The organism is Antarcticimicrobium sp. (genome assembly GCF_029212575.1).
In the GTDB taxonomy this organism is placed as follows: domain Bacteria; phylum Pseudomonadota; class Alphaproteobacteria; order Rhodobacterales; family Rhodobacteraceae; genus Antarcticimicrobium.
The window spans coordinates 22946-47903 of sequence record NZ_JARGPK010000090.1; the positions used below are offsets into that span (position 1 = coordinate 22946).

Here is a 24958-nt window from a genome sequence, read left to right on the forward strand (position 1 = left end):
TCCTCCGGGCGATCACAATTCACAAAGCCTAGCGCAGATTGACGCGCAGGACCGCGGCGCTGGCAAAGGGCAGCAACGCCAGGGCGCCGGCGCTGATCCCCACCAGCATCAGCAGCGGAGTGGCGGTATCCATGCCCACCGCGCCGCGCCGCGCCACCTCGGCGCCAAAGATCAGCGTCGGCACGTAGAGCGGCAGCACCAGCAGCGACAACAGCAAGCCGCCGCGTTTCAACCCGACGGTCAGCGCCGCGCCGAAGGTGCCGATCACGCTAAGCGCCGGGGTGCCAGCGGCCAGCGAAATGACCAGCCAGAGATACCCCGGCCCGGGCAGGTTCAACAGCACCCCCAGCGCCGGGGCGGCCAGCACCAGTGGCAATCCGGTGGTGATCCAATGCGCCAGCGCCTTGATGGTGACGACGGCCTCCAGCGGCAGCGGTGCGGTGGCCAGCAGATCGAGCGAGCCATCCTCCCAGTCCAGCGCCAGCAGCCGGTCCAGCGACAGCAGGCAGGCCAGCAGCGCCCCCAGCCACAGCACGCCGGGCGCGATGCTGGCCAGCAGCGCGGGTTGCGGCCCCACCGCCAGCGGCACCATCACGGTGACGATCAGGAAAAACGCAAGGCCGAGGCCAAAGCCGCCGCCTGCGCGGACCGCCAGGCGCAGATCCCGCAGCAGCAGCGCGATCACCCGAAGGCCTCGTCGAAGGCATCGGCCCCGGCGGCTTGCGCCAGGTCGGCCCGGAACGGGGAAACGTCCAGCACCTCGGCCTCGAGCCCGAGGTCGATATGGGTGGCGATCAGCGCGCTGCCGCCCCAGGCCAGGTGCGCCCGGATGGCATCGGCGAACATGGCGACCGCGCGGGTATCGAGCGAGACGGTCGGTTCGTCCAGCACCCAGACCGGGCGGCCCGTCACCAGCAGCCGTGCCAGCCCCAGACGCCGTTTTTGCCCGGCCGAGAGGCTGCCCGCCGGACGGCCGGAAAGCCCAGTCAGGTCAAAGGCCTCCAGCGCCGGTTGGATACCCCCGGCCCCGAACACCCGCGCCCAGAACCGCAGGTTCTCGGCCACGCTGAGGGTCGGCTTGATACCGTCGGCATGGGCGGCATAGGCGATGCGATCCTCCGCCCCCGTGACCCGGCCCGAAACCGGCGGTTGCAGCCCGGCGATGGTTCTGAGCAGGGTCGTCTTGCCGATCCCGTTCGGGCCGCGCAGGATCAGCGCGTGCCCGGGTTCCAGCACGAAGCCCAGCCCGGCCAGAACCGGCACGCCGCCACGGGCGATGGTCAGATCGGAAACGGTCAAATCCATGCCGTCCCGCTTACCTCATTGCGCGGGTTGGAAAAAGGCGCATTCCGCCACAGGGGCACCGCCCCCCGCTCACACCGGCAGCAGCGCCAGGGCGACGCGGCGACCTTCGGACAGGAGCACGTTGTAGGTGCGGCAGGCGGCCGGCGAGGCCATCGCCTCGACCCCGATACCGGCCTCTTCCAACGCGCCGCGTAGGGGCGCGGGGATGTGGGCGGTCTCGGCCCCGGTGCCCAGAAACAGCACGTCGATACTGCCCGCCAGCGCCAGCAGCGGCGCCGGATCCTCCAACCCCGTCCAGAGCCGCGTTCCGCCCGCACCGGTCAGCACCGGCCCTTGGTACACCTGCCCGCCGATCCGGAAAAACCCGGGGCCATAGCCCTCGACCGGGGCGGCATCATTGTAGACAACTTCGTTCAGACGCATTTCCTACCCCCAGACCGGCAAGCCGGACAATGCCGAGACCGCGATGATCGTATAGGCCACCGCGCGATAGACCCGGTCCAACCCGGGACGGAAGATCGCGGCGCCGGCAAGGTTGCCCAACAGGTTCGGCACCGCCAGCGACAGCCCCAGCAACACCGGCACCAGAACCAGCCTGTCCTGAACCGCGAGCAGACCCAGCAGCACGATATCGAAGAAAAACAGATAGGACATGATCGAGGCGCGGACAACCGGCACCGGGTTCGGGCTGGCCATGTAGAGCAGGATCACCGGCGGCCCCGGCATCGCTGCCAGCCCGCCGAGAAAGCCCGCAAGCCCTCCGGTGCCCATAACCATGCGCGGGCCAAGCGTGCCCCGGTAGCGCAGCCCGCCGATCAGGCAGGCCAGCATGCCCAGCGACAGCAGCGACACGCCGGTACGGAACAGGTCCGGCGCGATCATGCTCAGCGCCCAGAGCCCCAGCGGCAGCACCAGCAGGGTCGCCCCGATCAGCCGCGCCAGATCGCCCCGATCGGAGCGGCGCAGCGCGGCGGGAATGTTCGGGATCGGTCCCAGCAGGTCCATCGCCGAGATCGTGATCAGAGCCCAGAGCGGCGGCAGCACCTGGGCGGCCACCGGCACGAAGACAAGGCCGGCGCCGAACCCGGCAAAGCCGCGCACCATGCCCGCCACGAAACCCGCCAGCGCCAGCCAGCCCAGCCCCGGCATTGCCAGGGCCGAGACAAGCGCGTCAGGCGTCCACGTTGGCAAACTGGTTCCCGGTCTTCTTCGGGTCGGGCTTGGACCAGTCACGCTTGACGCCAAGGAACAGCAGGATCGCCGAGGCAACGAAGACCGAGGAATAGGTGCCCACGATCACGCCCCAGATCATCGCGAAGACAAAGCCGCGGATCACGTCGCCGCCCAGCACGAAGAGCGAGATCAGCGCCAGCAGCGTGGTGACCGAGGTCATCAGCGTCCGGCTGAGGGTCTCGTTGATCGAGAGGTTCATCACCTCTTTCAGCGGTTTCTGCTTGTATTTGCGCAGGTTCTCGCGAACCCGGTCGAACACCACCACAGTATCGTTCAGCGAATAGCCCACGATGGTCAGCAGCGCGGCGATGATGGCCAGGTCGAACTTGATCTGGACCTCGGAAAAGATGCCAATGGTCAGAACCACGTCATGGATCAGCGCGATCACCGCCCCCAGCGCGAACTGCCATTCGAAGCGAAGCCAGATGTAGATCAGCACCGCCCCGATGGCCAGGGCCACCGCCATGGCGGCGGTCTGGATCAGCTCGCCCGAGACCTTCGGGCCGACCGACTCGACCGATACGAACGCGATCTCGGGTATCACCTCCTGCAACGCGGCCTCGACACTCTCGATCATCTCGGCGGTGGCGGCCTCTTCGTCCTGCTGCGCCTCGATGCGGATCATGGCGACGTTCTGATCCGGGCCGAAGGTGGGATCGAAGACCTCGGTGATGGTCACGTCCCCCAGCCCCAGCGCGCCGATGGCATCGCGGTAGACGCCGATGTCCACCGCCTGGGCGCTCTCGGTGCGGATCGTGGTGCCGCCGCGAAAGTCGATGCCGTAGCTCAGCCCCTGGATCAGGAACGAGGTGAAGGCCACAATCACCATGACGGCGGAGATGCCCAGCCATAGCTTCCAACGGCTGAAGAAATCGAACGCGGTTTGCTTGGGGACCAGTCGCAGTCGCATCTTATACCTCGATCGTTTTCGGGCGCCGGTGTTCGAACCAGATGACGATGATCAGGCGCGTGACGTAGATCGCCGTGAAGACCGAAGTGAGAATCCCCAGGCCCAGGGTGATGGCAAACCCGCGCACCGGGCCGGAACCGATGGCGAACAGGATCACCGCAGTGATGAAGGTGGTGATATTGGCGTCGAGGATCGCGCTGAGCGCCTTTTCGTATCCCAGTTCGATGGCGCGGCTGGGCCCCTTGGCGGTCAGCAGCTCCTCTCGGATCCGTTCGAAGATCAGCACGTTGGCATCCACCGCCATGCCGACGGTGAGCACGATGCCGGCGATCCCCGGCAGGGTCAGCGTGGCCCCGATCAGCGACAGCAGCCCGAAGATCAGCGTGATGTTCAGGATCAGCGCGATATTGGCGAAAAGGCCGAACAGCCCGTAGCTGAGCGCCATGAACACCAGCACCGCCACGAAGGCGACCCCGGTGGCCACCTTGCCGGCCTCGATGCTGTCGGCGCCCAGTTCCGGGCCGATGGTGCGCTCTTCGAGGAAATCCAGCCCCGCCGGTAGCGCACCGGCGCGCAGCAGCACCGCGAGGTTGGTGCTCTCCTCGACGGTGAAGCGGCCTGTGATGATGCCCGAGCCGCCGGGGATGTGGCTCTGGATCACCGGCGCGCTGATCACCTCGCCGTCGAGAACGATGGCGAAGGGAGAGCCGATGTTGTCGCGGGTGTAATCGCCGAACTTGCGCGCGCCGGAGGTGTTGAAGCGGAAGCTGACCGCCGGGCGCCCGTTCTGGTCGAAACTGGGCTGGGCATCGACCAGCTCCTCGCCGGTGACGACGGGGGCGATCTCGACCGTGTAGTAGACCCCCTCCTCGTCGATCGCGGGCAGGATCTTGTTGCCGACACCGGGGTTGGCATCGGCGTCGCCGCCGCGCCCGACCACCGGGTGGAAGGTCAGCTGCGCGGTGGTGCCGATGATCGTCTTGAGCTCCGCCGCGCTGCCGATGCCGGGCACCTGGATCAGGATGCGGTCGCTGCCCTGGCGCTGGATCGTGGGTTCGCGGGTGCCGACCTCGTCGATGCGGCGACGGACGATCTCCAGCGCCTGTTTCACGGTGCGGTCGTCGGAGGCGAGTTTTTCGGCGTCCGACAGGGTGACGACGATCACGCCGTCGTCGCCGCGAACCGCGATATCGGTCGAGCCGACGCCGCTAAGCGATTGAATAGGCCGGGCTAATCCGCGCACCACCTCGAGCGCACGGGCCATGTTCTCGGGCTGGCTGATGCGGATGCGCAATTCGTCCGGGGCCGAGGGCTGCAGGCGGATGGTGCCGATGGTGGCGCGTTCCGGGCGCAGGGCGTCGCGGATCTCGGGCCACATCGCCTGCATCCGGCTTTCATAGACGTCGCCGACCTTGACCTCGGCCAGCAGATGCGCGCCGCCGCGCAGGTCGAGCCCGAGGTTGACCAGCGAGGACGGAAGGAACGAGGGCCATTGGCCGGCCTGCGCCTGAGACTCCGGCGTGGTCAGCCCGGCCTCGATCGCGGCGCGGGCGTCGTTCGACTGCTCCACCCGGGTATAGAAGGCATTCGGCAGGGCGAGGAACAGACCCAGCGCGCAGAGCAGCCAGATCAGCACCCGTTTCCAAAGATCGAATTGCAGCATTGCCCAGCCTTTTCAGTGGGTTAGATGGTTTGGCTCAGCTCGCCGGCTCGGTCTTGCTGGTGACCTGGGCGATGGTCGACTTGACCACGCGGACCTTGACGCCCTCGGCCAGCTCGACCTCGACCTCGTTGTCGTCCTTGACCTTGGTCACCTTGCCGATCAGCCCGCCCTGGGTGACCACCTGGTCGCCGCGACGTACCGCCGAGACCATGGCCTGGTGGTCCTTGACCTTTTTCTGCTGGGGACGGATCAGCAGAAAATACATGATCGCGAAGATCAGGATGAGCGGGAGAAACTGGCCGATTGCGCCTATGTCCATGCGGGGAATCCTTTGGTCTGCTATGGCGGGGCGGCCCCGCGGGTTGGCCGGAACCTATGCGGTGCCCCGCGGGTTTGCAAGGCGGCGAATTGGGGAGTTTCGGGGGCGTTTCGTACGGGTTTCGGCGGGGTGTTCGGGGCGGTTCGGGTGGATTGGGGAGTTTGGGGGTGATTTTGTACGATCCGGTTGGATTTGGGGGCGGTTTCGCGTCATGGTGGTTAAGAAATCCCTGAAAACGCGCCTGACATGAACACCCCGACCTCCACCACCCTGCCCATCCCGCCTGACCTGTTCTGGGCCATTGCCGGGCTGGGCGGTTGCGCCCTGTTTGTCCTTATCATCTACGGGTTCTTAAACATTCCCGGTCACAACCACGTCGCGCCCTTGGAGCGGGTGAAGCAGAGGCTTGGTTTGGACGAGATGAGTTCAGGACTTTTCCTGATCGCGCTGGCATTCTGGGGCGTGCTGTTCCTGCTCCTGTTCTTTGGGCTGGTCTGGCTGATCTGGAAGATGATCCAGATGGACATATCACCTGAAGACACGGAAAGGTTTTGGGGCTTCGCCATCGCGCGCATCGCCGGGTTGACCGCGACGCTTGGGGCCGTGGTGGCACTGCCATTCACGTTGGTGCGGGTAAAGTTTACGGCTGAACAGACCGCTACCGCCGCCGAAACCCTGTTCAATGACAAGATCAGTGCGGCGAGCGAAGGGCTGCATGCGATGCGGCAGCGTTGGGATGACAATGTGAAACAAAACATCTGGGAACCTGACGTAGGACGCCGGAACGCTGCCATCGACCAGTTGGAGCGATTGGTTCAAAATCAACCGGAAGAAGCTCCGGGTGTTTCACAAATCCTCAGCACATACGTGCGCGAACGGTCAAAGGAAGTCCCTCCAATCTCTGTTGAAGACCTCGATACAGGACAGAGCCCGCAGATCTGGGCAAATCACGACTTCGAACCGGCAACCGATATGGAACGGGCGGTTCGTGCTTTGGGACAAATTAGAAAGATCAAAGGCGTTCAAAAAGCGGAGGTTGTTGTTGACCTCAGAGGAGCCAATTTACAGGGCTTCAACCTCAGCGATTTCCATCAGCTCAAACCAGATTACACAGATGGAAATTTCGAAGGGGCGCACATGCAATGCATAGACCTTGGGTCCGCGACTTTGGATGGCGCATTCCTAAGATACGCGAAGATGCAGGGCGCCTATCTCGACAACGTAAAAATGCGCCCTACGCATCGTCCGGCAAACCTGAACTACGCAAGACTGCAAGGCGCCTATTTCCGAAACGCGAAAATGCCCCAAGCTCTTTTAATCTTTGGCCGGCTGAACAATGCTCACTTTGATGGCGCGAACTTGTCGGACGCGAAACTCACACATCCGGACCTTCAAGGCACATCTTTCCAAGGCGCGCTGATGCGTGGTGTATACCTTGGGTTTGTCGTGCCGGAAAAAATGAACGAATTCACGAGCTTTCGCGATGCGGATTTGACCGGGTCGGCGATTGGCTTTGCGGCCTTCATCGACCCTTGGCCGGACAGCCAACACTTTCCTTTATCCCAAGAGCAAATTGACGGGATGTTCCATGACCTGTCGGTGAATTGGCCTGAGTTCATGCAACCAAGCCCACATCTGCAGAACCGCTATCAGATCGAGAAGGATTTCATTGACGCTTGGCACCGTTGGCAGCAAGAAACCGGCTTCGCTGCAAGCGAGGCGACCTGATATTCCTCTAACTTGGTTCTATCATGTCTGCGTCCTTTCAACCTCCCGCCCGGCCGCAGGCCGGGGCGCGCCCCACCCATCCCCCGGGAGGGCGCCGTGGTGACGTAGTGCGCCAAATCAGCGTTTCGCAGGACGGCGGTGGTGTGCTTTGTTCACAGGTGGAGGCGCCCACCCAGGGTCGGGCGCGGCCCTATGCGCTTTCGTCGCTATCCCGGGGCTCCGCCCTTTCGGCCCTGAAACGCTCCACCGGAGCGTTTCCGAGGCGGGCCTCACCCCAGGATCGGGCGCGGGGCTTTGTGGCTTGATTACCTCTGCCGTGCCGGGCTGAAGCCCGGCCTACGACCCGGTCCACTTTCCAACGCTCCGCCCGGCCGCAGGCCGGGCCGCGCCCGACCCTCAGTCCCTCAGTGTTCAGATCACCTTGCCGCAAATCCACGGTGCCGCGACTGCGCGGCGTGTTCCCCCTGCCCGCGCTTTGCGGCATAAGTCCGGCCAGACCGACTCAAGCCCGAGGACAAGCCCATGCATGACATCCGTGCGATCCGCGAGAACCCGCAGGCGTTCGACGCCGCCCTGGCCCGCCGCGGGGATGCGCCGGTGTCCTCCGAGCTGCTGGCGCTGGACGAGGCGCGGCGCGCCAAGATCCTGGCCGCCGAGACCGCGCAGGCCGAGCAGAACAAGGCCGCCAAGGCGATCGGCGCGGCCAAGGCCAAGGGTGACGAAGCGGCGTTCGAGCGGCTGCGCGCCGAGGTCTCCGACAAGAAATCGGAAGTTGCCGCGATGCAGGCCGAGGCCAAGGCGCTGGACGCGAAACTGACCGACATGCTGGCGCGCATCCCCAACCTGCCGGCCGAGGACGTGCCCGAGGGCAAGGACGAGGGCGACAACGTCGAGGTGCGCCGCTGGGGCACGCCGCGCGAGATGGGTTTCGCGCCGAAGGAGCATTTCGAGATCGCCGGCGTGGTGCCGGGGATGGATTTCGAGACGGCCGCCAAGATCTCCGGCGCGCGTTTCGTGGTGCTGCGCGGCGCGGTGGCGCGGATTCACCGGGCCTTGGCGCAGTTCATGATCGACACCCACGTGGACGAGAACGGGCTGACCGAGACCCAGACCCCGGTTCTGGTGCGCGACGAGGCGATGTACGGCACCGACAAGCTGCCGAAGTTCGGCGAGGACAGCTATCAGACCACCAACGGCTGGTGGCTGATCCCGACCTCGGAGGTTCCGCTGACCTTTTCGGTCGCGGGCGAGGTGCTGGCCGTGGCCGATCTGCCGATCCGGATGACGGCGCATACCCAGTGTTTCCGCAGCGAGGCGGGCAGCGCCGGCAAGGATACCTCGGGCATGTTGCGCCAGCACCAGTTCGAGAAGGTCGAGATGGTCTCGATCACCCACCCGGACGAGAGCGACGCGGAACAACAGCGCATGTTGCGCTGTGCCGAGGGGCTGCTGGAAAAGCTGGGCGTGCCCTATCGCACGGTGGTGCTGTGCACCGGCGACATGGGGTTCGGCGCGCGGCGCACCTTTGACATCGAGGCCTGGCTGCCCGGGCAGGATACCTATCGCGAGATTTCCAGCGTCTCGACCACCGGCGATTTCCAGGCCCGGCGGATGAACGCGCGGTTCAAGCCCGCGGATGGCGGCAAGCCGGAGTTCGTGCATACGCTGAACGGCTCGGGGCTGGCGGTCGGGCGCTGCCTGATCGCGGTACTGGAGAACGGGCAGAACGCGGACGGCTCGGTCACGCTGCCGACGGTGTTGGCGCCCTACCTGGGCGGCAAGACGGTGCTGACCGCGCAGGGCGCGCTGGCCTGACCGGCAGCGCCCCCGGGAGTTGCGATGTGCGAAGGGCGGCGGATCAGCCGCCCTTTTTCTTCTTTTTCTTGCCCTTCTTGCCCTTCTTGGCCTCTTTCGCCTTCAGCTTGGCCTTCTCGGCCTTTGCCTTGGCCTTTTTCTTCGCCTTTGCGAATTCCTCGGCCAGCGCCTCGGCCTTCTTCTTGGCCTTGGCCGCCTTTGCCTTGGCCTTGGCCTTCTTGCTGTCATCCGCTGTCACGGCGGGCGCGGCCGGTGTCTCGACGGGCGCGGCGGCGGGTTTGACGGCGGGCTTGGCGGGAGCAGGCTTGGCGGGGGCGGCGCGGCGCGACGTGGGTCGGGCCGGCGGTTTGGCGCGCGCCCGGGGCTTGGCCACGGCGGTGGCGGCGGGCCTGGCCGGAACCGGTGCCTTGGCCGCGGCGGTCAGCGCCGCCTGTGCCGCTGCGATCATCGCGGCGGCCCGTTGCGGGCCGATCCTGCGCACCGCAACCAGGTCATCCGGCGTGGCCTTGGCCAGGGCCTCGGGCGTGGCGATGCCCAGATCGGCAAGTGCGCGGGCCAGGGCCGGACCGATGCCGCGAATGTCGGTGAGTTGGGTCATTCGTTCTCCTTCTGTATCGTGCCGACTGGATAGCATAAAACGGGGGCTCCGCCCAGAACGGGCAGGATGGCGCGCAGGTTAGCGCAGAGCCGCCCCGGATGTATATTCATAAAATATACGAAATGCGCCGCCCGTGCAGTGCGGCGCATCGGCCCCGGATCAATGGCGCATGTCTGCTAGCCCGCGGCGGCGCGGGGGCCCTGATCGCGGACCGGGCCGCGGCGACCCGGAAAGGGCACCAGGCGCCTGGCGTCCTCGTCCCAGAGCTTGAGCCGCAGCGCCGCCAGCGCCTCGGGGAACCTGATCCGGCGCGGGGCGTATTCGGGCGGCAGGTTGTAGTGGCAGGCGCGCAGCCGGTAGGAGGGGATGCGGGCATTGAAATGATGGATGTCGTGCAGGGTGATGCAGGCCACCGCCAGATCGAAAAACCAGCCGAAATCCAGCGCCGAGGAGCCCTGCAGCGCGGCGATCTGCGGATCGAGGTCCGGGCGGCGGTCCCAGTAGGTATCTTCGAAATTGTGCTGCAGGTAGACCAGGAATACCCCCAGCATGCCGCCGAGAAAGGAAAAGCCGAGATAGACGCCCAGACCGGTCCAGCCGGAGAGCGCGAAGATCAGCCCGACCCACGCCAGCACCGCGAGATTGTGCGCCAGCACGCCCCCGACTCCGAAGCGGGTGGTGTTCTTGGGCCAGCGGTAGCGAATGAAATAGGTGAACAGCGCCCCCAGCGGCACCAGGATGAAGGGATTGCGGTAAAGCCGGTATTGCAGCCGTTGCCAGAACCCGGCGGCGTTCCATTCGCGCAGGGTCATGGTATGGATCTCGCCGCTTTCGCGGTGTTCCAGGTTGCCGACGCCGGAATGGTGCAGGTTGTGGTTCTGCTTCATCACCTCGAAGGGGGCGAAGGTGAAGGGCGACAGGCCATGGCCGGCCCATTCGTTCTGGGCCCGGGTCTCGAACAGGGAATGGTGGCCGCAATCGTGCTGGAGCACGTAGAGGCGCACCGCGGAAACCGCATGCACGATGCCCGCGGGGATCATCACGATCCACAGGTTCACATGGGCGATGGCCAGGTAGAGCGAGGCGAAATAGACCGCAAAGGTCCCGAAATAGCTGAGCGCCGCGATGCGGTTGTCCTTCTGGGTATACTGGCGGGTATAGGTCCTGAGATCCATATCTGTCCCCTTTGGTTTCCTGTCAGGCGGCAGTCTTCAATTAGGGTCGCCGTGCCTGCGCGCAAGCCCGCAGGCGTCCTGTCTTCGTGATAACGTTATTCTGTGACGAAATCACCATCCGGCATAGCACCGGCGAAGGCGGGCCGGCGACCACGGCTCGCCGGCCGGGTTCGGATGGCGGATCGCGCGCGATCGGGGGCCGACGCTATCGAGCTATCCGAAAAGGGATATCTTTGCTACAAATAGCCGCATATCCGGCGTGGGGAATATATCTGGTTCCGGCCATGGTCTGGCACCGGCGTGTTGACCGCGGCGGCGCAGCACGCATTGAAAGGCCGGTCATGCCGAAGACAGCTTTCGCAAATCAGTGGCAAAGGGCGATGGCGGACTATGCCGCCGGGGTCAAGCTCTTGACCGACAACGGCGCCTTGGGCCTGAAGGCAAAGGACGTCGCGATCAAGACGAGCATTGAGAAACATGCCAGAGGGCTCGATAACGCCTCGGGGCTGATCGACTGGTTCGACAAGGAAATCGCGTTTTCGAAAAGCGGTGAGGTGCCGGCCTTGATGCGGCGCGTCGGCGTGGTGCAGGCCACCGTGACCAAGGCCTGCAAAAAAGCCAGGCTGGCGTTCCTGGAGGGGACCGAAGCGCCGGCCAATCTGATCGACGCCGCGTCCACGCTTTTGGCCGAGATCGAGAAAAAGCGGAAAAGCCTGATCAAGGCGCGGACGGACAAGGTGACGGTTGCGACCGTTGCCTTGCTGACCAAAGCGGACATCAGAGCCTACAGGAACGTCGACCCGGCGAAGGTCGGCGCGTTTGTCGTCGAGGTCGAAATGAGGCTGCCGCCGGACCTGCTCGACGATCTGGCGGCCGGCGTCGAGGGCGTGGGGCTGGCGACGTTCCACGACGAGGCGCAAAAGGTCATAAACTCGAAGTACAAGAGACAGGCCCTGAACGAGGTCGAGTTCGTCCATCTCAACGTGCTTGATTTCTCGAACCTGGAGAACCTGGCGAACGCCAATCTGCGCAGGCTTTCGGATAAGGCGGGCGACGATTGCATCAAGGCGATCGAGAAGCGGTGGGCCACGCTGGCGCGGGGTCGCGACGCCCTGAAATCCATGCGGATCAGTTGCGCGAAGAAAATCACCTACGGAATTCTGAGCCTGTCCGCCGTCGCGGTCGCGGGCGTTGCGTCCTTTGGGGCGGCCGCGGTCTTATATGCCAAGATAATCAAGGACCTGGTCACGATTGCCCTGGAGATCAAGAAACTGGCGCAAAGCGCGGAGTCGGCGGCCAAAGACGTGCAAAAGAAGCTGCTGGTCGTCGAAAAGGCGCTTCTGGACGGGACGGTTGCAAACAGTTCGTCCACCGCCCAGGAACTGCTGTCCATTCTCGGCGTGCCGTTTTTGAAGACCTGCAAGGCGGCGGAGGACGATACCACAAAGCTTCTGGCGAAAACCGTGCAATTGAGGCGGGAAGCGACCAACCTTCTGGGAAAAGCTGAAACCGGGCTGAAGCAGCTCGACCACATGGAACGCGTCATCGGTAAACTCGGGCAGAAAGACAGCGCGAAACTGAAGACGCTTGCCAAGCTCAGGGATGGTAACCAGACGCTCATTGAGAAGACGCAAAGCGTTCTGACCGCGCATCAGGGGCACATGGACCTTGTGGATGAGGCGGAAAGAGCGATCAAGGAATTCAAGGCCGCGCAGAACCCGAACCTGAAGACCCTTCGCAACGCGGTCGATTCCTACAAGGAGGCGAGCGGCGCAAAGACGGCCTGTGACAACCTGGCGGCCCTCGCGGGCGCACTTGTTTGAGGATCGGCGGAAAATACCGGGCGAAAGGCGCCTCATCCTGCCCTGACGCGACGCAAAAGGGCGGACCGTCACGGCCCGCCCTTTCGATGTCCAGGGATCAAAGCCGCTCTATGCGTTCCAGGGGTGATCGCCGTTGGCGTCCTTGACGCGGGTGGGCAGGCCGATGCGGTCGAGCAGGGTGAAGAAGGGTTTGGGATCGAGCTCCTCGACGTTCGTCATGGTGCCCGCGTCCCAGTCGCCCGAGGCCACCAGCAGGGCGGCGGCGACGGGGGGCACGCCAGCGGTGTAGGAGATGCCCTGGCTGCCGACCTCCTTGTAGGCCTCGGCATGGTCGGCCACGTTATAGACGAAAAGCTCGACCTCTTGGCCGTCCTTCACGCCTTTGACCAGATCGCCGATGCAGGTCTTGCCGGTGTAGCCCGGCGCCAGCGACGCGGGATCGGGCAGCACCGCCTTGACCAGTTTGAGCGGCACCACCTCGAGCCCTTCGGCGGTTTTCACCGGCTGTTCCGACAGCAGGCCGAGGTTCTGCAACACGGTAAAGACGTTGATGTAATGCTCGCCGAAGCCCATCCAGAAGCGCACGTCGGCCTGCGGGTAGTTGATGGCGAGGCTGTGCACCTCGTCATGGCCGGACTGATAGGCACGCTGTTTGCCGACGACCGGCAGATCCCAGTCGCGGCCGGATTCGAACATCTTCTTTTCCTTCCACTGCTGGTCCTCCCAGTAGTAGACGGTGCCGGTGAATTCGCGGAAATTGATCTCCGGGTCGAAATTGGTGGCGAAATACTTGCCATGGGAGCCTGCGTTGATGTCGACGATGTCGATGCTTGTCACCTCGTCCATCTGGTCGATGGCGAAGCGGGCAAAGGCGTTGACCACGCCCGGATCGAAGCCGGCGCCGAGAATGGCGGTGACGCCCTTTTGCGCGCAGAGATCGCGTTTCTTCCATTCGTAGTTGGCGTACCACGGCGGGGTTTCGCAGATTTTATCGGGCTCTTCGTGAATGGCGGTGTCGATATAGGCCGCACCCGTTTCGATGCAGGCGTCGAGCACGGTCATGTTGACGAAGGCGGAGCCGACGTTGATGACGATCTGCGCGCCGGTGTCGCGGATCAGCCGGGCGACGGCGGCAGAGTCCATCGCGTCGACCTGATGCGCCTTGAGCACGCCCTCCTGTTTCATCGCGCCCTTGTCGCGGACCGAGGCGAGGATCGCCTCGCATTTCGACAGGGTGCGGCTGGCAATATGGATATCGCCGAGCTCATCGTTGTATTGCGCGCATTTATGCGCCACGACCTGAGCGACGCCGCCAGCGCCGATGATGAGAACGTCACGTTTCAACTCAAGGGACCTCCGTCTTGGGTGTTGGGGTTGGGTAGTCTTTCGGTGTCAGGGGTTCACGACAGGGCCGCCGTGAAATCCGCATAGGTGAAGTCGCGCACCAGACGGGTGCTGCCGTCGAGTTCACGGATCGCGATGGCCGGCATCTGGACGCCGTTGAACCAGTTCTTCTTGACCATCGTGTAACCGGCCGCGTCCTGGATCGAGAGCCGGTCGCCGGGTTTCAGAGGCGCCGGGAAGCGGAACTCGCCGAAGATATCGCCGGCAAGACAGGATTTGCCGCAGACCATCCATTGGTGATCGCCGCTTTCCTCCATCTTGGCGGATTCGCGGTAGATCAGCAAATCGAGCATATGCGCCTCGATCGAGCTGTCGACGATGGCGAGGTGTTTGCCGTTGAAAAGCGTGTCGAGAACGGTGACCTCCAGCGTGGTGGAGTTGGTGATCGCGGCCTCACCCGGCTCCAGATAGACCTGCACCCCATTCTCGCCGGCAAAGCGTTTGAGCCGTTCGGCGAGGCGGTCGAGCGGATAGCCTTCGCCGGTGAAATGGATGCCGCCGCCGAGGGAGATCCACTCCATGCGCTTGATCAGCGGGCCGAAGCGCGCCTCGATCTGGGTCAGCATGGCATCGAAGCGGTCGAAATCGGCGTTCTCGCAGTTGTTGTGGAACATGAAGCCGCTGATCTGGTCGGCGATGGGTTCGATCACCCTGGGGTCGTGTTCGCCGAGGCGCGAGAACGGGCGCGCCGGGTCGGCGAGGTCGAAGCCGGAGGTGGAGACGCCTGGGTTGACGCGCAATCCACGGATGTGGGCGCGGCTGGCCTCTTCGAAGCGGGAGAGCTGGCCCACGGTGTTGAAGATCACCTTGTCGGAGTTGACCAGCACCTCACCGATCTCATGATCGGCCCAGGCGACGGAATAGGCGTGGGTTTCGCCCGGGAATTTCTCGCGCCCCAGTTTGACCTCGTAGAGCGAGGAGGAGGTGGTGCCGTCCATGTAGTCGCTCATCAGGTCGAAGACCGACCATGTGGCGAAGCATTTCAGCGCCAAGAGCGCGCGGGCGCCGGAGGCCTCGCGCAGATGGGCGATCTTCTCCAGGTTCGGCAGCAGCCGGGATTTGTCGATCAGGTAATAGGGGGTTTGCATCGGCGGTGCGCCTCCGGCCAGTGGGGACCTGTAACAGGAAGCGGCCAATTAACAGGTTGGGGCGCTGAAACAAGGGTGGAATTGGGGGGAAGTGCGGGGCCTTGTCCCCTCCCCGGTCCGGACGCCCGCCCTGAGCCCTGCCTGGGAGAGGGCATGGCCGGGTCTGTAAAAGCCTCCCTGGCGGGAAGGACGCGCCGCTTCCTTCGACGTCAGTGCTTTCTGGGCGCGCTCGGGTCCGGCGGCTTGTGCCCTTGGGCGCCGGGCTGAAGCCCGGTCTGCGGGGGCGGGGCGCGGCGGGGTCTGGGCGCCGGGCTGAAACCCGGTCTGCGGGGGCGGGGCGCGGCGGGGTCTGTAGGGCGGGCTTCAGCCCGCCTTCCACTGTCCCGGGGGGTGGGGGGCGACGAACCGCGCCCCGCCCCTTACTTCAGGTGCTTTTTCAGCTTGCTCGGCTGGGCCTTCTTGCGGCCCTTGTAGGGGTTCTTGTCGCCCTGCCCGCGCAGGATCAGGCGGATCGGGCTGCCGGGCATGTCGAAATCCTCGCGCAGCCCGTTGACGAGATAGCGCGAATAGCTTTCCGGCATCTTGTCGGGATGCGAGCACATCACCACGAATCCCGGCGGCCTTGTCTTGGCCTGGGTCATGTAGCGCAGCTTGATCCGCTTTCCCTGCGGCGCGGGCGGCGGGTGCTGTTCCAGCATGCCGATGAGCCAGCGGTTGAGCCGGGCGGTGGAGACCCGGCGGTTCCACACGTCGTAGGCGCGCAGGATCGCGTCGTGCAGCCGGTCGAGCCCCCTGCCCGTCTTGGCCGAGACCGTCACCAGCGGCGCGCCGCGCAGTTGCGGCAGCAGCCGGTCGAAGGCCTCTTTCAGATCGCGCAGCTTTTCCTGCTTGTGCTCCTCGACGTCCCATTTGTTGACGGCGACGACCACGGCGCGCCCTTCGCGCTCGGCCAGGTCGGCGATGCGCAGATCCTGCTGTTCAAAGGGAATCGCGGCGTCGAGCAGCACGACCACCACCTCGGCGAACTTGACCGCGCGCAGCCCGTCGGAGACCGAGAGCTTTTCCAGTTTCTCCTGCACCTTGGCCTTCTTGCGCATGCCGGCTGTGTCGAAGATCCGAATCGGGGTGCCGTCCCATTCCATCTTGAGCGAGATGGCGTCGCGGGTGATCCCCGCCTCGGGCCCGGTGAGCAGGCGCTCCTCGCCGAGGATCTTGTTGATCAGCGTCGACTTGCCGGCGTTGGGGCGGCCGACCACGGCGATCTGCAGCGGCTTGGCCGTGGTGGGAACCGGGGTGCGCGAGATCTCCTCTTCGTCATCGAACTCCTCGTCCTCGTCGAGATCGACCTCAATCTCGGGGGCGTGGTCCTCGGCGCGGGTGGCAAAGGCATCGGCCAAGGGCTGCAACTGGGAATACAGGTCGTTCATGCCCTCGTTGTGCTCGGCGCTCATCCGGATCGGTTCGCCGAGGCCAAGGCCCCAGGCCTCGATCACGCCGGCGTCGGCGGCGGAGCCCTCGGATTTGTTGGCCGCCAGCAGCACATGGGCGGAGCGCTTGCGCAGGATCTCGGCGAACATCTCGTCGATCGGGGTGACGCCGGTGCGGGCGTCAATCATGAACAGGCAGACATCGGCCATGTCCACGGCACGCTCGGTCAGACGGCGCATGCGGCCCTGGAGGCTGTCATCGGTGGCGTCCTCGAGCCCGGCGGTGTCGATCACGGTAAAGCGCAGGTCGCCCAGCCGCGCCTCGCCCTCGCGCAGGTCGCGGGTGACGCCCGGCTGGTCGTCGACCAGCGCCAGACGCTTGCCGACGAGACGGTTGAACAGGGTGGACTTGCCCACATTGGGCCGACCCACGATGGCGAGGGTAAAGGACATGTGCCTCAAACTTTCGAAAACTCAGATGCGCCCCTTAGCGCATCCGCGCGTCAACGGAAAGCGTGCAGTTGGCCCGTGGTGCTGACCACGTAGAGCGTGCGCCCGGCCACCACCGGCGCGGTGGTGGCGCCGCCGGGCACCTCGACCGAGCCGGCAAGGCTGCCGTCCTCGGGATCGAAGAAGCGCAGATAGCCGTCGTTGGAGGCCACCACAATGCGCCCGCCGGCAAGGATTGGCCCGTAGTTGGCGTAGACTGCGCCGCGTTTGCGGGCGTTCGGATTGTGGAAATCCGAGAGGTTCACCGCCCAGACCGTGCTGCCGTCGCGGTTGTCTAGGCGCACCAGCTGGTTGCGGTCGGTGATCGCGAAGACGCTGTCGCCGGCAGGCTGCACCGCCCCCAGCGCGCCCTCGCGCGCGGTCCAGATCCGGTCGCCGGTGTCCAGATCATAAGCCACGGTGCGGCCGGCGTGGTTGCCGGCGTAGACCCGGTTCCCGACCACCACCGGGCTGCCGGTCACATCCATGATCAGCGCCTGGGCGCGGCCGGTGCGCCGGCCCGCGACCGAGGCGAACCAGCGGCGCAGACCGCCGCGGCGGAAGGTGGCCATCAGGTCGCCCGAGCCGAAGGCGAAGATCGCCAGCTCCGGGGTCAGCGCGGGCGCCGGCGCGCCCAGCACGTTGGCGACGCTGGGGGTGCCGGAGACCTGCCAGGCGATGCGGCCATCCTTCGTATCGACCGCCCAGCCGGTATCGTCGCCGGCGACCAGGTAAATCAACCCCTTGTAGACGGTGGGCTGGCCAGACCCGGTGGCGTCGAGCTGCTGCTGCCAGCGCTGCTTGCCGGTGGCGGCATCCAGCGCGGTGAGCAGCCCGTAACCGGAGGAGACATAGAGCGTGCCGTCGTGATAGGCCATGCCGCCGCCGGTGGCCTGCCCCTCGTCATCCTCGGGCGGGGTGAGATCGGTGCTCCAGGCCAGCTCGCCGTCCCGGGTGACGGCCGAGACGCGGGCGGCGGAATCGAGGGTGAAGATCAGCCCCTTTGCCACCACCGGCGCGGCTGTGATGCGCTGCCGGCGGTCGTCGCCGGAGCCGATCGGCGTGGACCATGCCAGTGCCGGAGAGGACCCCAGCGCGGGGTGCGTCACGCGGTAGGCCGGCGTGCCCTGTCCCTGGGTCCATTCGGCATTGGCGGTCTGGGTGCCCAAGCGGATCGCGCGGGCGGTGTTGCCGGACATGTCGTCGGCAAAGCGTTCTTCCGCGACCGGACGGATATCCTCGCGCTCGCCGGGGAGGATCACCTCGGGCTCGGCGCAGCCGGTCAGGGTAAGCACCGCGGCGCCGACAAGGGCCAGACCGGTGCGCGAGAGGGAAAACGCTGCGTTCATCTCAGGGTGCCTGTCGTTCTGTCCGTGTTTCATCCGCCGGGGCGAACCGCTGTGCGCGGCCCCGCCCCTAGCCCTGCTGTCGTCCGGGCTCGGGCGCCGGTGTGCCGCCAAGCGCCACGATGACCTGTCTGACGCGCTGCCGCAAGACGGCATCGGTCTCGGCATCCTGCAGGATCGCCTGCAGGCGGTCGAGTGCGGCGCCGGTTTCGCCCTCGGAGATGTCGATCAGGGCGATCTGCTCCTCGGCCAGCAGCCGCAGCGGCTTGCCCGGCTGGGCCAGCGCCTCGAACTGGAGGCGACGGTCGGCGGCGGGCAGCGTTTCGCGCTGCAGCACCAGCGCCTTGAAGTTGGCAATCTCGCGGTAGATCGCGGGCAGATCGCCGTTGCGGGCGATGTCCTGAAGATCGGCGACGGCGGCCTCGGCCTCGCCGGCCTCGGCGCGGGCGGCCGCGGTCAGGAAATCGAGCATCGCCTCGCCACCCGGGCTGTCAGCCTCGATCGCGGCCAGCGAAGTGGCCCGGTCCCCCGGCGCGTCATGGTCGAGCGCCGCGAGCATGGCATCCCCCAGCGCCTGCGCGGCTGCGGTCGCCTGGGCCTTGCGGTATTCGTTGAAGGCGGCACCGGCGACCACCGCGACGATCACCAGCGCGGCGATCCAGCCGTAGCGGCGGAACAGCGCGAAAAGCCGGTCGCGGCGGACCTCTTCGGTAACCTCGTCGATAAAACTGTCGGCGTCGCTCATGCCTTGCCCCCCGGCCGCTGTGTCGTGGCCTGTGTTGGCCCGTGTTCCGCGAGCGTTCCCTGCCCCTGAGCCCGGGCCCGCCGCGGATTTCCGCCCCGTGACCACCCCCGCGGCTGCCCGACAGGGCAGATCCGGGCGATGCCCAATCTGGCGATTTGCCTCCTATTACCCCGCATGCGGCGACAAGCCAAGGGCCGGGAAGGTTGAAAAAAGCCGCCTATGTGATGCTGCTTTACAAAAAATCCAAGTGAACCGCTCGGTTCAGACTAGACTCATGCGGCACGAGGCTCCATCTGATGCGCTGATCGAGGCGCCTTGGCACCTGGCCGAGAAAACCGAAAGACCCTGCGATGCGACTTATCCCTTTCCTGACCGCGATCCTGGTGACGGTGACGCTGTACCTGGCCGTGTTCGAGCGCGACCGGCTGCTGGCGTTTGCCCGCGGCGCGACGATCGAAGAGGCGGCGCAGGCCAGCGAAGCGGCGGGCGCCACGGCCGGCGAGACAGGCAGTGCCGAAACCGCGCTGGCCGAGGGCAAGGCAGTGGGCGTCGTGGTGATGCGGTCGCAGGCGCGGACCATCGACAGCGCGGTGCTGCTGCGCGGCGAAACCCGGGCGGTGCGCCAGGTCGAGGTGCGGGCCGAGACCTCGGGCGCGGTGATTTCCGAGCCGCTGCGCAAGGGCGCCTTCATCGCGCGCGGCGACGTGCTGTGCGAGCTCGATCCGGGCACCCGCCAGGCGACGCTGGCACAGGCGCGCGCGGCGCTGGCCGAGGCGCGCGCCCGGGTTCCCGAGGCCAAGGCGCGGCTGGAAGAGGCCAAGGCGGTGCTGGAGGAGGCGCAGATCAACTATCGCGCCGCCTCGAAACTGAACGAGGGCGGCTACACCGCCGAGACCACGCTTTTGGCGCGGGCCGCCGGGGTGCGCGGCGCCGAGGCCGCCATCGCCTCGGCCGAGGCCGGGGTCGAGGCGACGCAATCGGGCATCGAGGCGGCGCAGGCGACGGTTGCCGCCGCCGAACGCGAGATTTCGCGGCTGACCATCACCGCCCCGTTCGAGGGGCTGCTGGAATCCGATGCCGCAGAGTTGGGCAGCCTGTTGCAGCCCGGCGGCCTCTGCGCCGAGGTGATCCAGCTCGATCCGATCAAGGTGGTCGGCTACGTGCCCGAAACCGAGGTGTCCAGGGTGAACCTGGGCGCGCTGGCGCAGGCCCGGCTCGCCACCGGCGAGGAGGTTGTCGGCAAGGTCACTTTCCTGAGCCGCTCGGCCGACCCGACCACCCGCACCTTCGAGGTGGAGATCACCGTGCCCAACCCCGACCTGACCATCCGCGACGGCCAGACCGCCAGCATCGGTATCTCGGCCGATGGCGCGCTGGCCCACAGGGTGCCGCAATCGGCGCTGACGCTGAACAACGAGGGCACGCTGGGCGTGCGGGTGGTGCTGCCCGGCGACGTGGTCGGTTTCCAGCCGGTGGAGCTGCTGCGCGACGCGGTTGACGGGGTCTGGCTGGGCGGTCTGCCCGAGCGCGCCGACATCATCGTGGTCGGTCAGGATTTCGTGACCGCGGGCGTGCATGTGGCGCCGACCTACCGGGAGGCGGCGCAATGACCGGCATCGTCGACTGGGCCGCCTCGCGGGCGCGGATGGTCCTGGCCTTTATCGCGATCTCGATCCTTGTCGGCAGCTATGCCTATTCCAGCCTGCCGAAAGAGGGCGAGCCGGATATCGAGATCCCGGCGCTGTTCGTGTCGGTGCAGTTTCCCGGCATCTCGGCCGAGGATGCCGAGACGCTGCTGGTCAAGCCGATGGAGACCGAGTTGGCCGATCTCGACGGGCTCGACAAGATGTCGGCGACGGCGGCGGAGGGCTATGCCGGGGTGGCGCTGGAGTTCGAGTTCGGCTGGGACAAGACCGCGATCACGGCGGATGTGCGCGACGCGATGAACTCGGCCCAGGCCGAATTTCCCGACGGCGCCGAGCAATACACCATCACCGAGATCAACTTCTCGGAATTTCCCATTGTGATCGTCAACCTGACCGGCGCGGTGCCCGAACGCACCATGGCGCGGGTCGCCAAGCAGTTGCAGGACGATCTGGAGGCGCTGGACCCGGTGCTGGAGGCCGGCATCGCCGGCAACCGCGACGAGATGCTGGAGGTGGTGATCGACCCGCTGCGGCTGGAATCCTACAACGTCACGGCGGGCGAACTGATCAGCGTGGTGCAGAACAACAACCAGCTGATTGCCGCCGGCGAGGTGGAAACCGATCAAGGCACGTTCTCGGTCAAGATCCCGTCGTCCTTCGACAGCCCGCAGGATGTCTATGACCTGCCGGTAAAGACCAACGGCGACCGGGTGGTCACGCTGGGGGAGCTGGCGCAGATCAACTATACCTTCGAGGACCGCAAGGGCACCGCGCGGTTCGATGGCGAGAACACGGTCGCGCTGCAGGTGGTCAAGCGCAAGGGCTACAACCTGATCGACACCGTGGATCTGGTGAAACAGACGCTGGCGGCATCGCGCGCCAAGTGGCCGCCGGAATTGCAGGCGGCGATCCAGGTCGGCACCTCGAACGACCAGAGCCGGGTGGTCGGCTCGATGGTGAGCCAGCTCGAGGGGTCGGTTCTGACCGCGATCGCGCTGGTGATGATCGTGGTACTGTCGAGCCTGGGCAGCCGCGCGGCGCTGCTGGTGGGCTTTGCGATCCCGACCTCGTTCCTTTTGTGCTTTGCGCTGCTGGCGATGATGGGGGTCTCGATCTCGAACATCGTGATGTTCGGGCTGATCCTGGCGGTGGGGATGCTGGTCGATGGCGCCATCGTGGTGGTGGAATACGCCGACAAGCGCATCACCGAGGGTGTCGGCCCGATGCATGCCTATGTGGATGCGGCGCAGCGGATGTTCTGGCCGATCGTCAGTTCGACCGCGACGACGCTCTGCGCCTTCCTGCCGATGCTGTTCTGGCCCGGGGTCCCGGGCGAGTTCATGGGCATGCTGCCGGTGACGCTGATCTTCGTGCTGTCGGCCTCGCTGGTGGTGGCGCTGGTCTACCTGCCGGTGATGGGCGGGGTGACCGGGCGGATGTCGCGGGGCTTTTCCCGCGTCTCGGACCGGCTTCGGGCGCGGCTGCCCTGGGTGCTGCGGGCGGCCTTGGTTCCGGTGGCGCTCTACTCGATGTTCCTAAGCGCGATGCAGGTTCTGAACCCGGCCTACCTGTTACCTGCCGAGGTTTCGGCGCAGATGCCGCCGGTGGCGGGATCGCTGATCGGGGCGGTGCTGTTCCTGCTGGCGGCCTTTGCCGCCTCGATCACCCTGAGCGCGGCCAGGATCCAGCGTGTGCCGCGCCGGGTCGCGGCGCAGAACGGGCACACGCTGTTCGGCTGGGTGATCTATGCCATCGCCGGCAACCCGGTGATGCCGGTGGTCGCCATCGGAACGGTGTTCGCCGGGGTGTTCTATGTCACCGCCGTGCTGTTTCCGGCCAATTCGCGCGGCGTCGAGTTCTTTGTGGAATCCGAGCCCGAGCAGGCCACGGTCTATGTCCGCGCGCGCGGCAATGTCTCGCTGACCGAGACCGACGAGATGGTGCGCCAGGCCGAACAGGTGGTGATGGCCCATCCGGCGGTGATCAACGCGTTTTCCTTCGCCGGCGACGGCGGGCTGAACCAGAACACCGGCGGCGCGCAGCTGCCGCCCGACACGGTGGGCCAGATCCAGTTCGAAATCATCCCCTGGGAGGATCGCCCGAGGGTGACGCAGAGCTGGGGCGACGGACGGTTCGAGCGCGAGGTGACGGCGCCCGAGTACGACGGCGATTTCGTTCTGGACCAGCTGACAGCCGAACTGAACAAGCTGCCCGGATTCGAGACCGAGGTGGTGGCGCTGGGGCGCGGACCGGCCTCGGCCAAGCCGGTGCACCTGCGGCTGAAGGGCGACCGTTGGGACACCCTGACCGCCGCCACGGTGCAGGCGCGGGCGGTGTTCGACGCAACCCCGGGGCTGATCAAGACCGAGGATTCGCTGCCCCTGCCCGGTATCGACTGGCAGATCGACGTCGATGTGGAAAAGGCCGGCCGGTTCGGTGCCGATGTCGCCACGGTGGGCGCGATGGTGCAGCTTGTCACCCGCGGCATCCTGCTGGACACCATGCGGGTCGACAGCAGCGACGACGAGATCGAGATCCGCGTGCGTCTGCCGCGCGAGGACCGGGTGCTGAGCACGCTGGACACGCTCAAGGTGCGGACCCAGGACGGGCTGGTGCCGCTGTCGAATTTCGTCACCCGCAAGCCGGTGGAAAAGCTCGCCTCGATCAGCAGGGTCGATCAGCAGCGCTATTTCGACGTCAAGGCTGACGTGCAGGCGGGGCTTTTCAAGATCGTCGGCGCCGATCCCGAGACCGGGGACGAGCGGCGGCTGGCGGCGGTGCACAGCCTGGAAAGCGCGGTCTCCTCCGGCGGCGAGGTGATCGAGAACGCCAAGGGCGACCGGTTCGAGCTGATCATGCTGACCGGGGCGCAGAGCGCCGCGGCGCTGCGCCAGGCGCTGGCCGACGGAGACGCGCATTTCGCCCCGATCAACGCCAACGAGCGGATCACCACCCTGACAGAATGGCTGGAGAGTGCCCCCTTCCCCGCCGATATCGCCTGGGAGTGGACCGGCGACCGGGAGGAGCAGGCCGAGAGCCAGGCGTTCCTGTCCAAGGCGTTCCTGGCCGCGCTGGGGCTGATGTTCATCATCCTGCTGGCGCAGTTCAACAGTTTCTACAACTCGGTGCTGGTGCTGCTGGCGGTGGTGCTGTCGACCACAGGCGTGCTGATCGGGATGATGGTGATGCAGCAGCCGTTCTCGATCATCATGACCGGCACCGGGATCGTCGCGCTGGCCGGGATCGTGGTGAACAACAACATCGTTCTGATCGACACCTACCAGGAGTATTCCCGCTACATGCCGCGGATCGAGGCGATCGTGCGCACCGCGGAATCGCGCATCCGCCCGGTGCTGCTGACCACGATCACCACCATGGCGGGGCTGACGCCGATGATGTTCGGCCTGTCGCTCGATTTCATCGGCGGCGGCTACTCCATCGACAGCCCGACCGCGCTGTGGTGGAAGCAGCTGGCCACGGCGGTTGTGTTCGGGCTGGGTATCGCCACGGTGCTGACGCTGGTGGTGACGCCCTCGTTCCTGGCGCTGCGGGTCTGGGTAGCGACCTATGCGGCCTGGACCGGCCGGATGCTGGCGCGGATCACCTCGGGACGGTCGAGCCGGATCGCCCGCGACATGCGCCTGAGCCGTTCGGCGCGCAAGCTGAAGGCGACCGAGATCCTGTGGGACGATGGCAGCGAGTTTGCAGCGCCGCGGCTCGATGCTGTGGCCCGGCCCGGCGCGACGACGTTGAAGGCGGCGGAATAGCCAGAGGGCGAGTCGTCGAGATGAGTCGCCCGGCCCCTCCCGGATGGGGCCGGCGACTCGACAGGTTTTGCCCTGATTGCGCAACAATTCCCTGGCAATACCATGAATTGTCGCGGCTTTCGAAGGGGATTTACCGCGAATTCTAAACAACTTTTGCGAATTTCCCGCAGATCTGAGAGATTAATCTCAACATTTTGGTCTGGAGGATTGATCTCATGTACCGTCGCTCAGTTACGATTGCCGCATCATCGGCAGCGCTTTTGATGTCGGCCGTCTCCGCCTCGGCCGGGTCCTGCGGCTGGTTCGGCTCCTGGCTGGGCGCGCGTTGCGGCGGTCAAAGTGGCGGCGGATCGCGGGTGCCCGAGATCGACGCCTCGACCGGCCTGCTTGCGCTGGCCGCTGTCGGCGCCGCGCTGGCGCTGGCCTGGGAAATCAAGCGCCGCCGCAACCGGGGCTGAACCCGCGCCGGCCTGAACG

General features: G+C 65.9%; 20 protein-coding genes. 6 read left to right on the plus strand and 14 right to left on the minus strand.

Features of this window, described 5'->3' with window-relative positions; genetic code table 11:
• Nucleotides 1-28: 28 nt before the first annotated feature.
• The 7 genes from ccmB to yajC form a co-directional block, all read right to left on the minus strand.
• Nucleotides 29-685, minus strand: a complete 657-nt coding sequence (gene ccmB, locus P1U75_RS18950) for a heme exporter protein CcmB (protein WP_300246114.1) — start codon at nt 683-685, stop codon at nt 29-31.
• Complete coding sequence (gene ccmA, locus P1U75_RS18955) at nt 682-1305, minus strand: heme ABC exporter ATP-binding protein CcmA (protein ID WP_300246116.1); 624 nt, start codon at nt 1303-1305, stop codon at nt 682-684. Before ccmA ends, ccmB begins: the two co-directional genes overlap by 4 nt.
• 69 nt (nt 1306-1374) lie before the next feature.
• A complete protein-coding gene (locus P1U75_RS18960; protein ID WP_300246118.1) occupies nt 1375-1728 on the minus strand; it encodes an Mth938-like domain-containing protein in 354 nt (117 codons plus the stop codon).
• Nucleotides 1729-1731: 3 nt separating this feature from the next.
• Nucleotides 1732-2496 (minus strand): TSUP family transporter, encoded by a 765-nt coding sequence (locus P1U75_RS18965; RefSeq protein ID WP_300246121.1) that lies wholly within the window; start codon nt 2494-2496, stop codon nt 1732-1734.
• Nucleotides 2477-3448, minus strand: coding sequence for a protein translocase subunit SecF (gene secF, locus P1U75_RS18970; RefSeq protein ID WP_300246124.1), 972 nt, complete (start codon nt 3446-3448; stop codon nt 2477-2479). The genes P1U75_RS18965 and secF overlap by 20 nt, the downstream gene beginning before the upstream one ends.
• Nucleotide 3449: 1 nt before the next feature.
• Entirely contained in the window at nt 3450-5111 is a 1662-nt protein-coding gene (gene secD / locus P1U75_RS18975) for a protein translocase subunit SecD (protein ID WP_300246126.1), read from the minus strand.
• Between the two features lie 34 nt (nt 5112-5145).
• Nucleotides 5146-5430 carry a preprotein translocase subunit YajC gene (yajC, locus tag P1U75_RS18980; RefSeq protein ID WP_300246128.1) on the minus strand — a complete coding sequence of 95 codons (285 nt, stop codon included), beginning with the start codon at nt 5428-5430 and terminating at the stop codon, nt 5146-5148.
• Between the two features lie 246 nt (nt 5431-5676).
• Between yajC and P1U75_RS18985 the strand changes: the two genes are divergently transcribed.
• Nucleotides 5677-7158 (plus strand): pentapeptide repeat-containing protein, encoded by a 1482-nt coding sequence (locus P1U75_RS18985; RefSeq protein WP_300246130.1) that lies wholly within the window; start codon nt 5677-5679, stop codon nt 7156-7158.
• Between the two features lie 522 nt (nt 7159-7680).
• Nucleotides 7681-8973, plus strand: coding sequence for a serine--tRNA ligase (serS, locus tag P1U75_RS18990; protein ID WP_300246133.1), 1293 nt, complete (start codon nt 7681-7683; stop codon nt 8971-8973).
• Nucleotides 8974-9016: 43 nt separating this feature from the next.
• Here the strand turns inward: serS and P1U75_RS18995 are convergent, their stop codons facing one another.
• Entirely contained in the window at nt 9017-9571 is a 555-nt protein-coding gene (locus P1U75_RS18995) for a helix-hairpin-helix domain-containing protein (RefSeq protein WP_300246135.1), read from the minus strand.
• Between the two features lie 176 nt (nt 9572-9747).
• A complete protein-coding gene (locus P1U75_RS19000) occupies nt 9748-10746 on the minus strand; it encodes a fatty acid desaturase (RefSeq protein ID WP_300246137.1) in 999 nt (332 codons plus the stop codon).
• Nucleotides 10747-11126: 380 nt separating this feature from the next.
• On the opposite strand from P1U75_RS19000, the gene P1U75_RS19005 reads away from it, so the two are divergent.
• Nucleotides 11127-12569 (plus strand): hypothetical protein, encoded by a 1443-nt coding sequence (locus P1U75_RS19005; RefSeq protein ID WP_300246139.1) that lies wholly within the window; start codon nt 11127-11129, stop codon nt 12567-12569.
• A 108-nt stretch (nt 12570-12677) separates the two neighbouring features.
• Here P1U75_RS19005 and P1U75_RS19010 read toward each other — a convergent pair whose 3' ends face one another.
• The 5 genes from P1U75_RS19010 to P1U75_RS19030 form a co-directional block, all read right to left on the minus strand.
• Nucleotides 12678-13913 carry a saccharopine dehydrogenase family protein gene (locus P1U75_RS19010; RefSeq protein WP_300246141.1) on the minus strand — a complete coding sequence of 412 codons (1236 nt, stop codon included), beginning with the start codon at nt 13911-13913 and terminating at the stop codon, nt 12678-12680.
• A gap of 56 nt (nt 13914-13969) precedes the next feature.
• Nucleotides 13970-15061 (minus strand): carboxynorspermidine decarboxylase, encoded by a 1092-nt coding sequence (locus tag P1U75_RS19015; RefSeq protein WP_300246142.1) that lies wholly within the window; start codon nt 15059-15061, stop codon nt 13970-13972.
• A 419-nt stretch (nt 15062-15480) separates the two neighbouring features.
• Entirely contained in the window at nt 15481-16941 is a 1461-nt protein-coding gene (gene der / locus P1U75_RS19020) for a ribosome biogenesis GTPase Der (protein WP_300246145.1), read from the minus strand.
• Between the two features lie 50 nt (nt 16942-16991).
• Entirely contained in the window at nt 16992-18326 is a 1335-nt protein-coding gene (locus P1U75_RS19025; protein WP_300246148.1) for a PQQ-like beta-propeller repeat protein, read from the minus strand.
• Nucleotides 18327-18393: 67 nt separating this feature from the next.
• Nucleotides 18394-19068 carry a hypothetical protein gene (locus tag P1U75_RS19030; protein ID WP_300246150.1) on the minus strand — a complete coding sequence of 225 codons (675 nt, stop codon included), beginning with the start codon at nt 19066-19068 and terminating at the stop codon, nt 18394-18396.
• A 350-nt stretch (nt 19069-19418) separates the two neighbouring features.
• Here P1U75_RS19030 and P1U75_RS19035 point away from each other — a divergent pair, with 350 nt between their 5' ends.
• From P1U75_RS19035 to P1U75_RS19045, 3 genes are all read left to right on the plus strand, one after another.
• Nucleotides 19419-20678 carry an efflux RND transporter periplasmic adaptor subunit gene (locus tag P1U75_RS19035; protein ID WP_300246152.1) on the plus strand — a complete coding sequence of 420 codons (1260 nt, stop codon included), beginning with the start codon at nt 19419-19421 and terminating at the stop codon, nt 20676-20678.
• The gene (locus P1U75_RS19040; protein WP_300246154.1) at nt 20675-24481 is read left to right on the plus strand and encodes an efflux RND transporter permease subunit; all 3807 of its coding nucleotides are present in this window, start codon (nt 20675-20677) and stop codon (nt 24479-24481) included. The genes P1U75_RS19035 and P1U75_RS19040 overlap by 4 nt, the downstream gene beginning before the upstream one ends.
• A 263-nt stretch (nt 24482-24744) precedes the next feature.
• On the plus strand, nt 24745-24939 hold the full coding sequence (locus P1U75_RS19045; protein ID WP_300246156.1) for a VPEID-CTERM sorting domain-containing protein: 195 nt from the start codon (nt 24745-24747) through the stop codon (nt 24937-24939).
• Nucleotides 24940-24958: the final 19 nt, after the last annotated feature.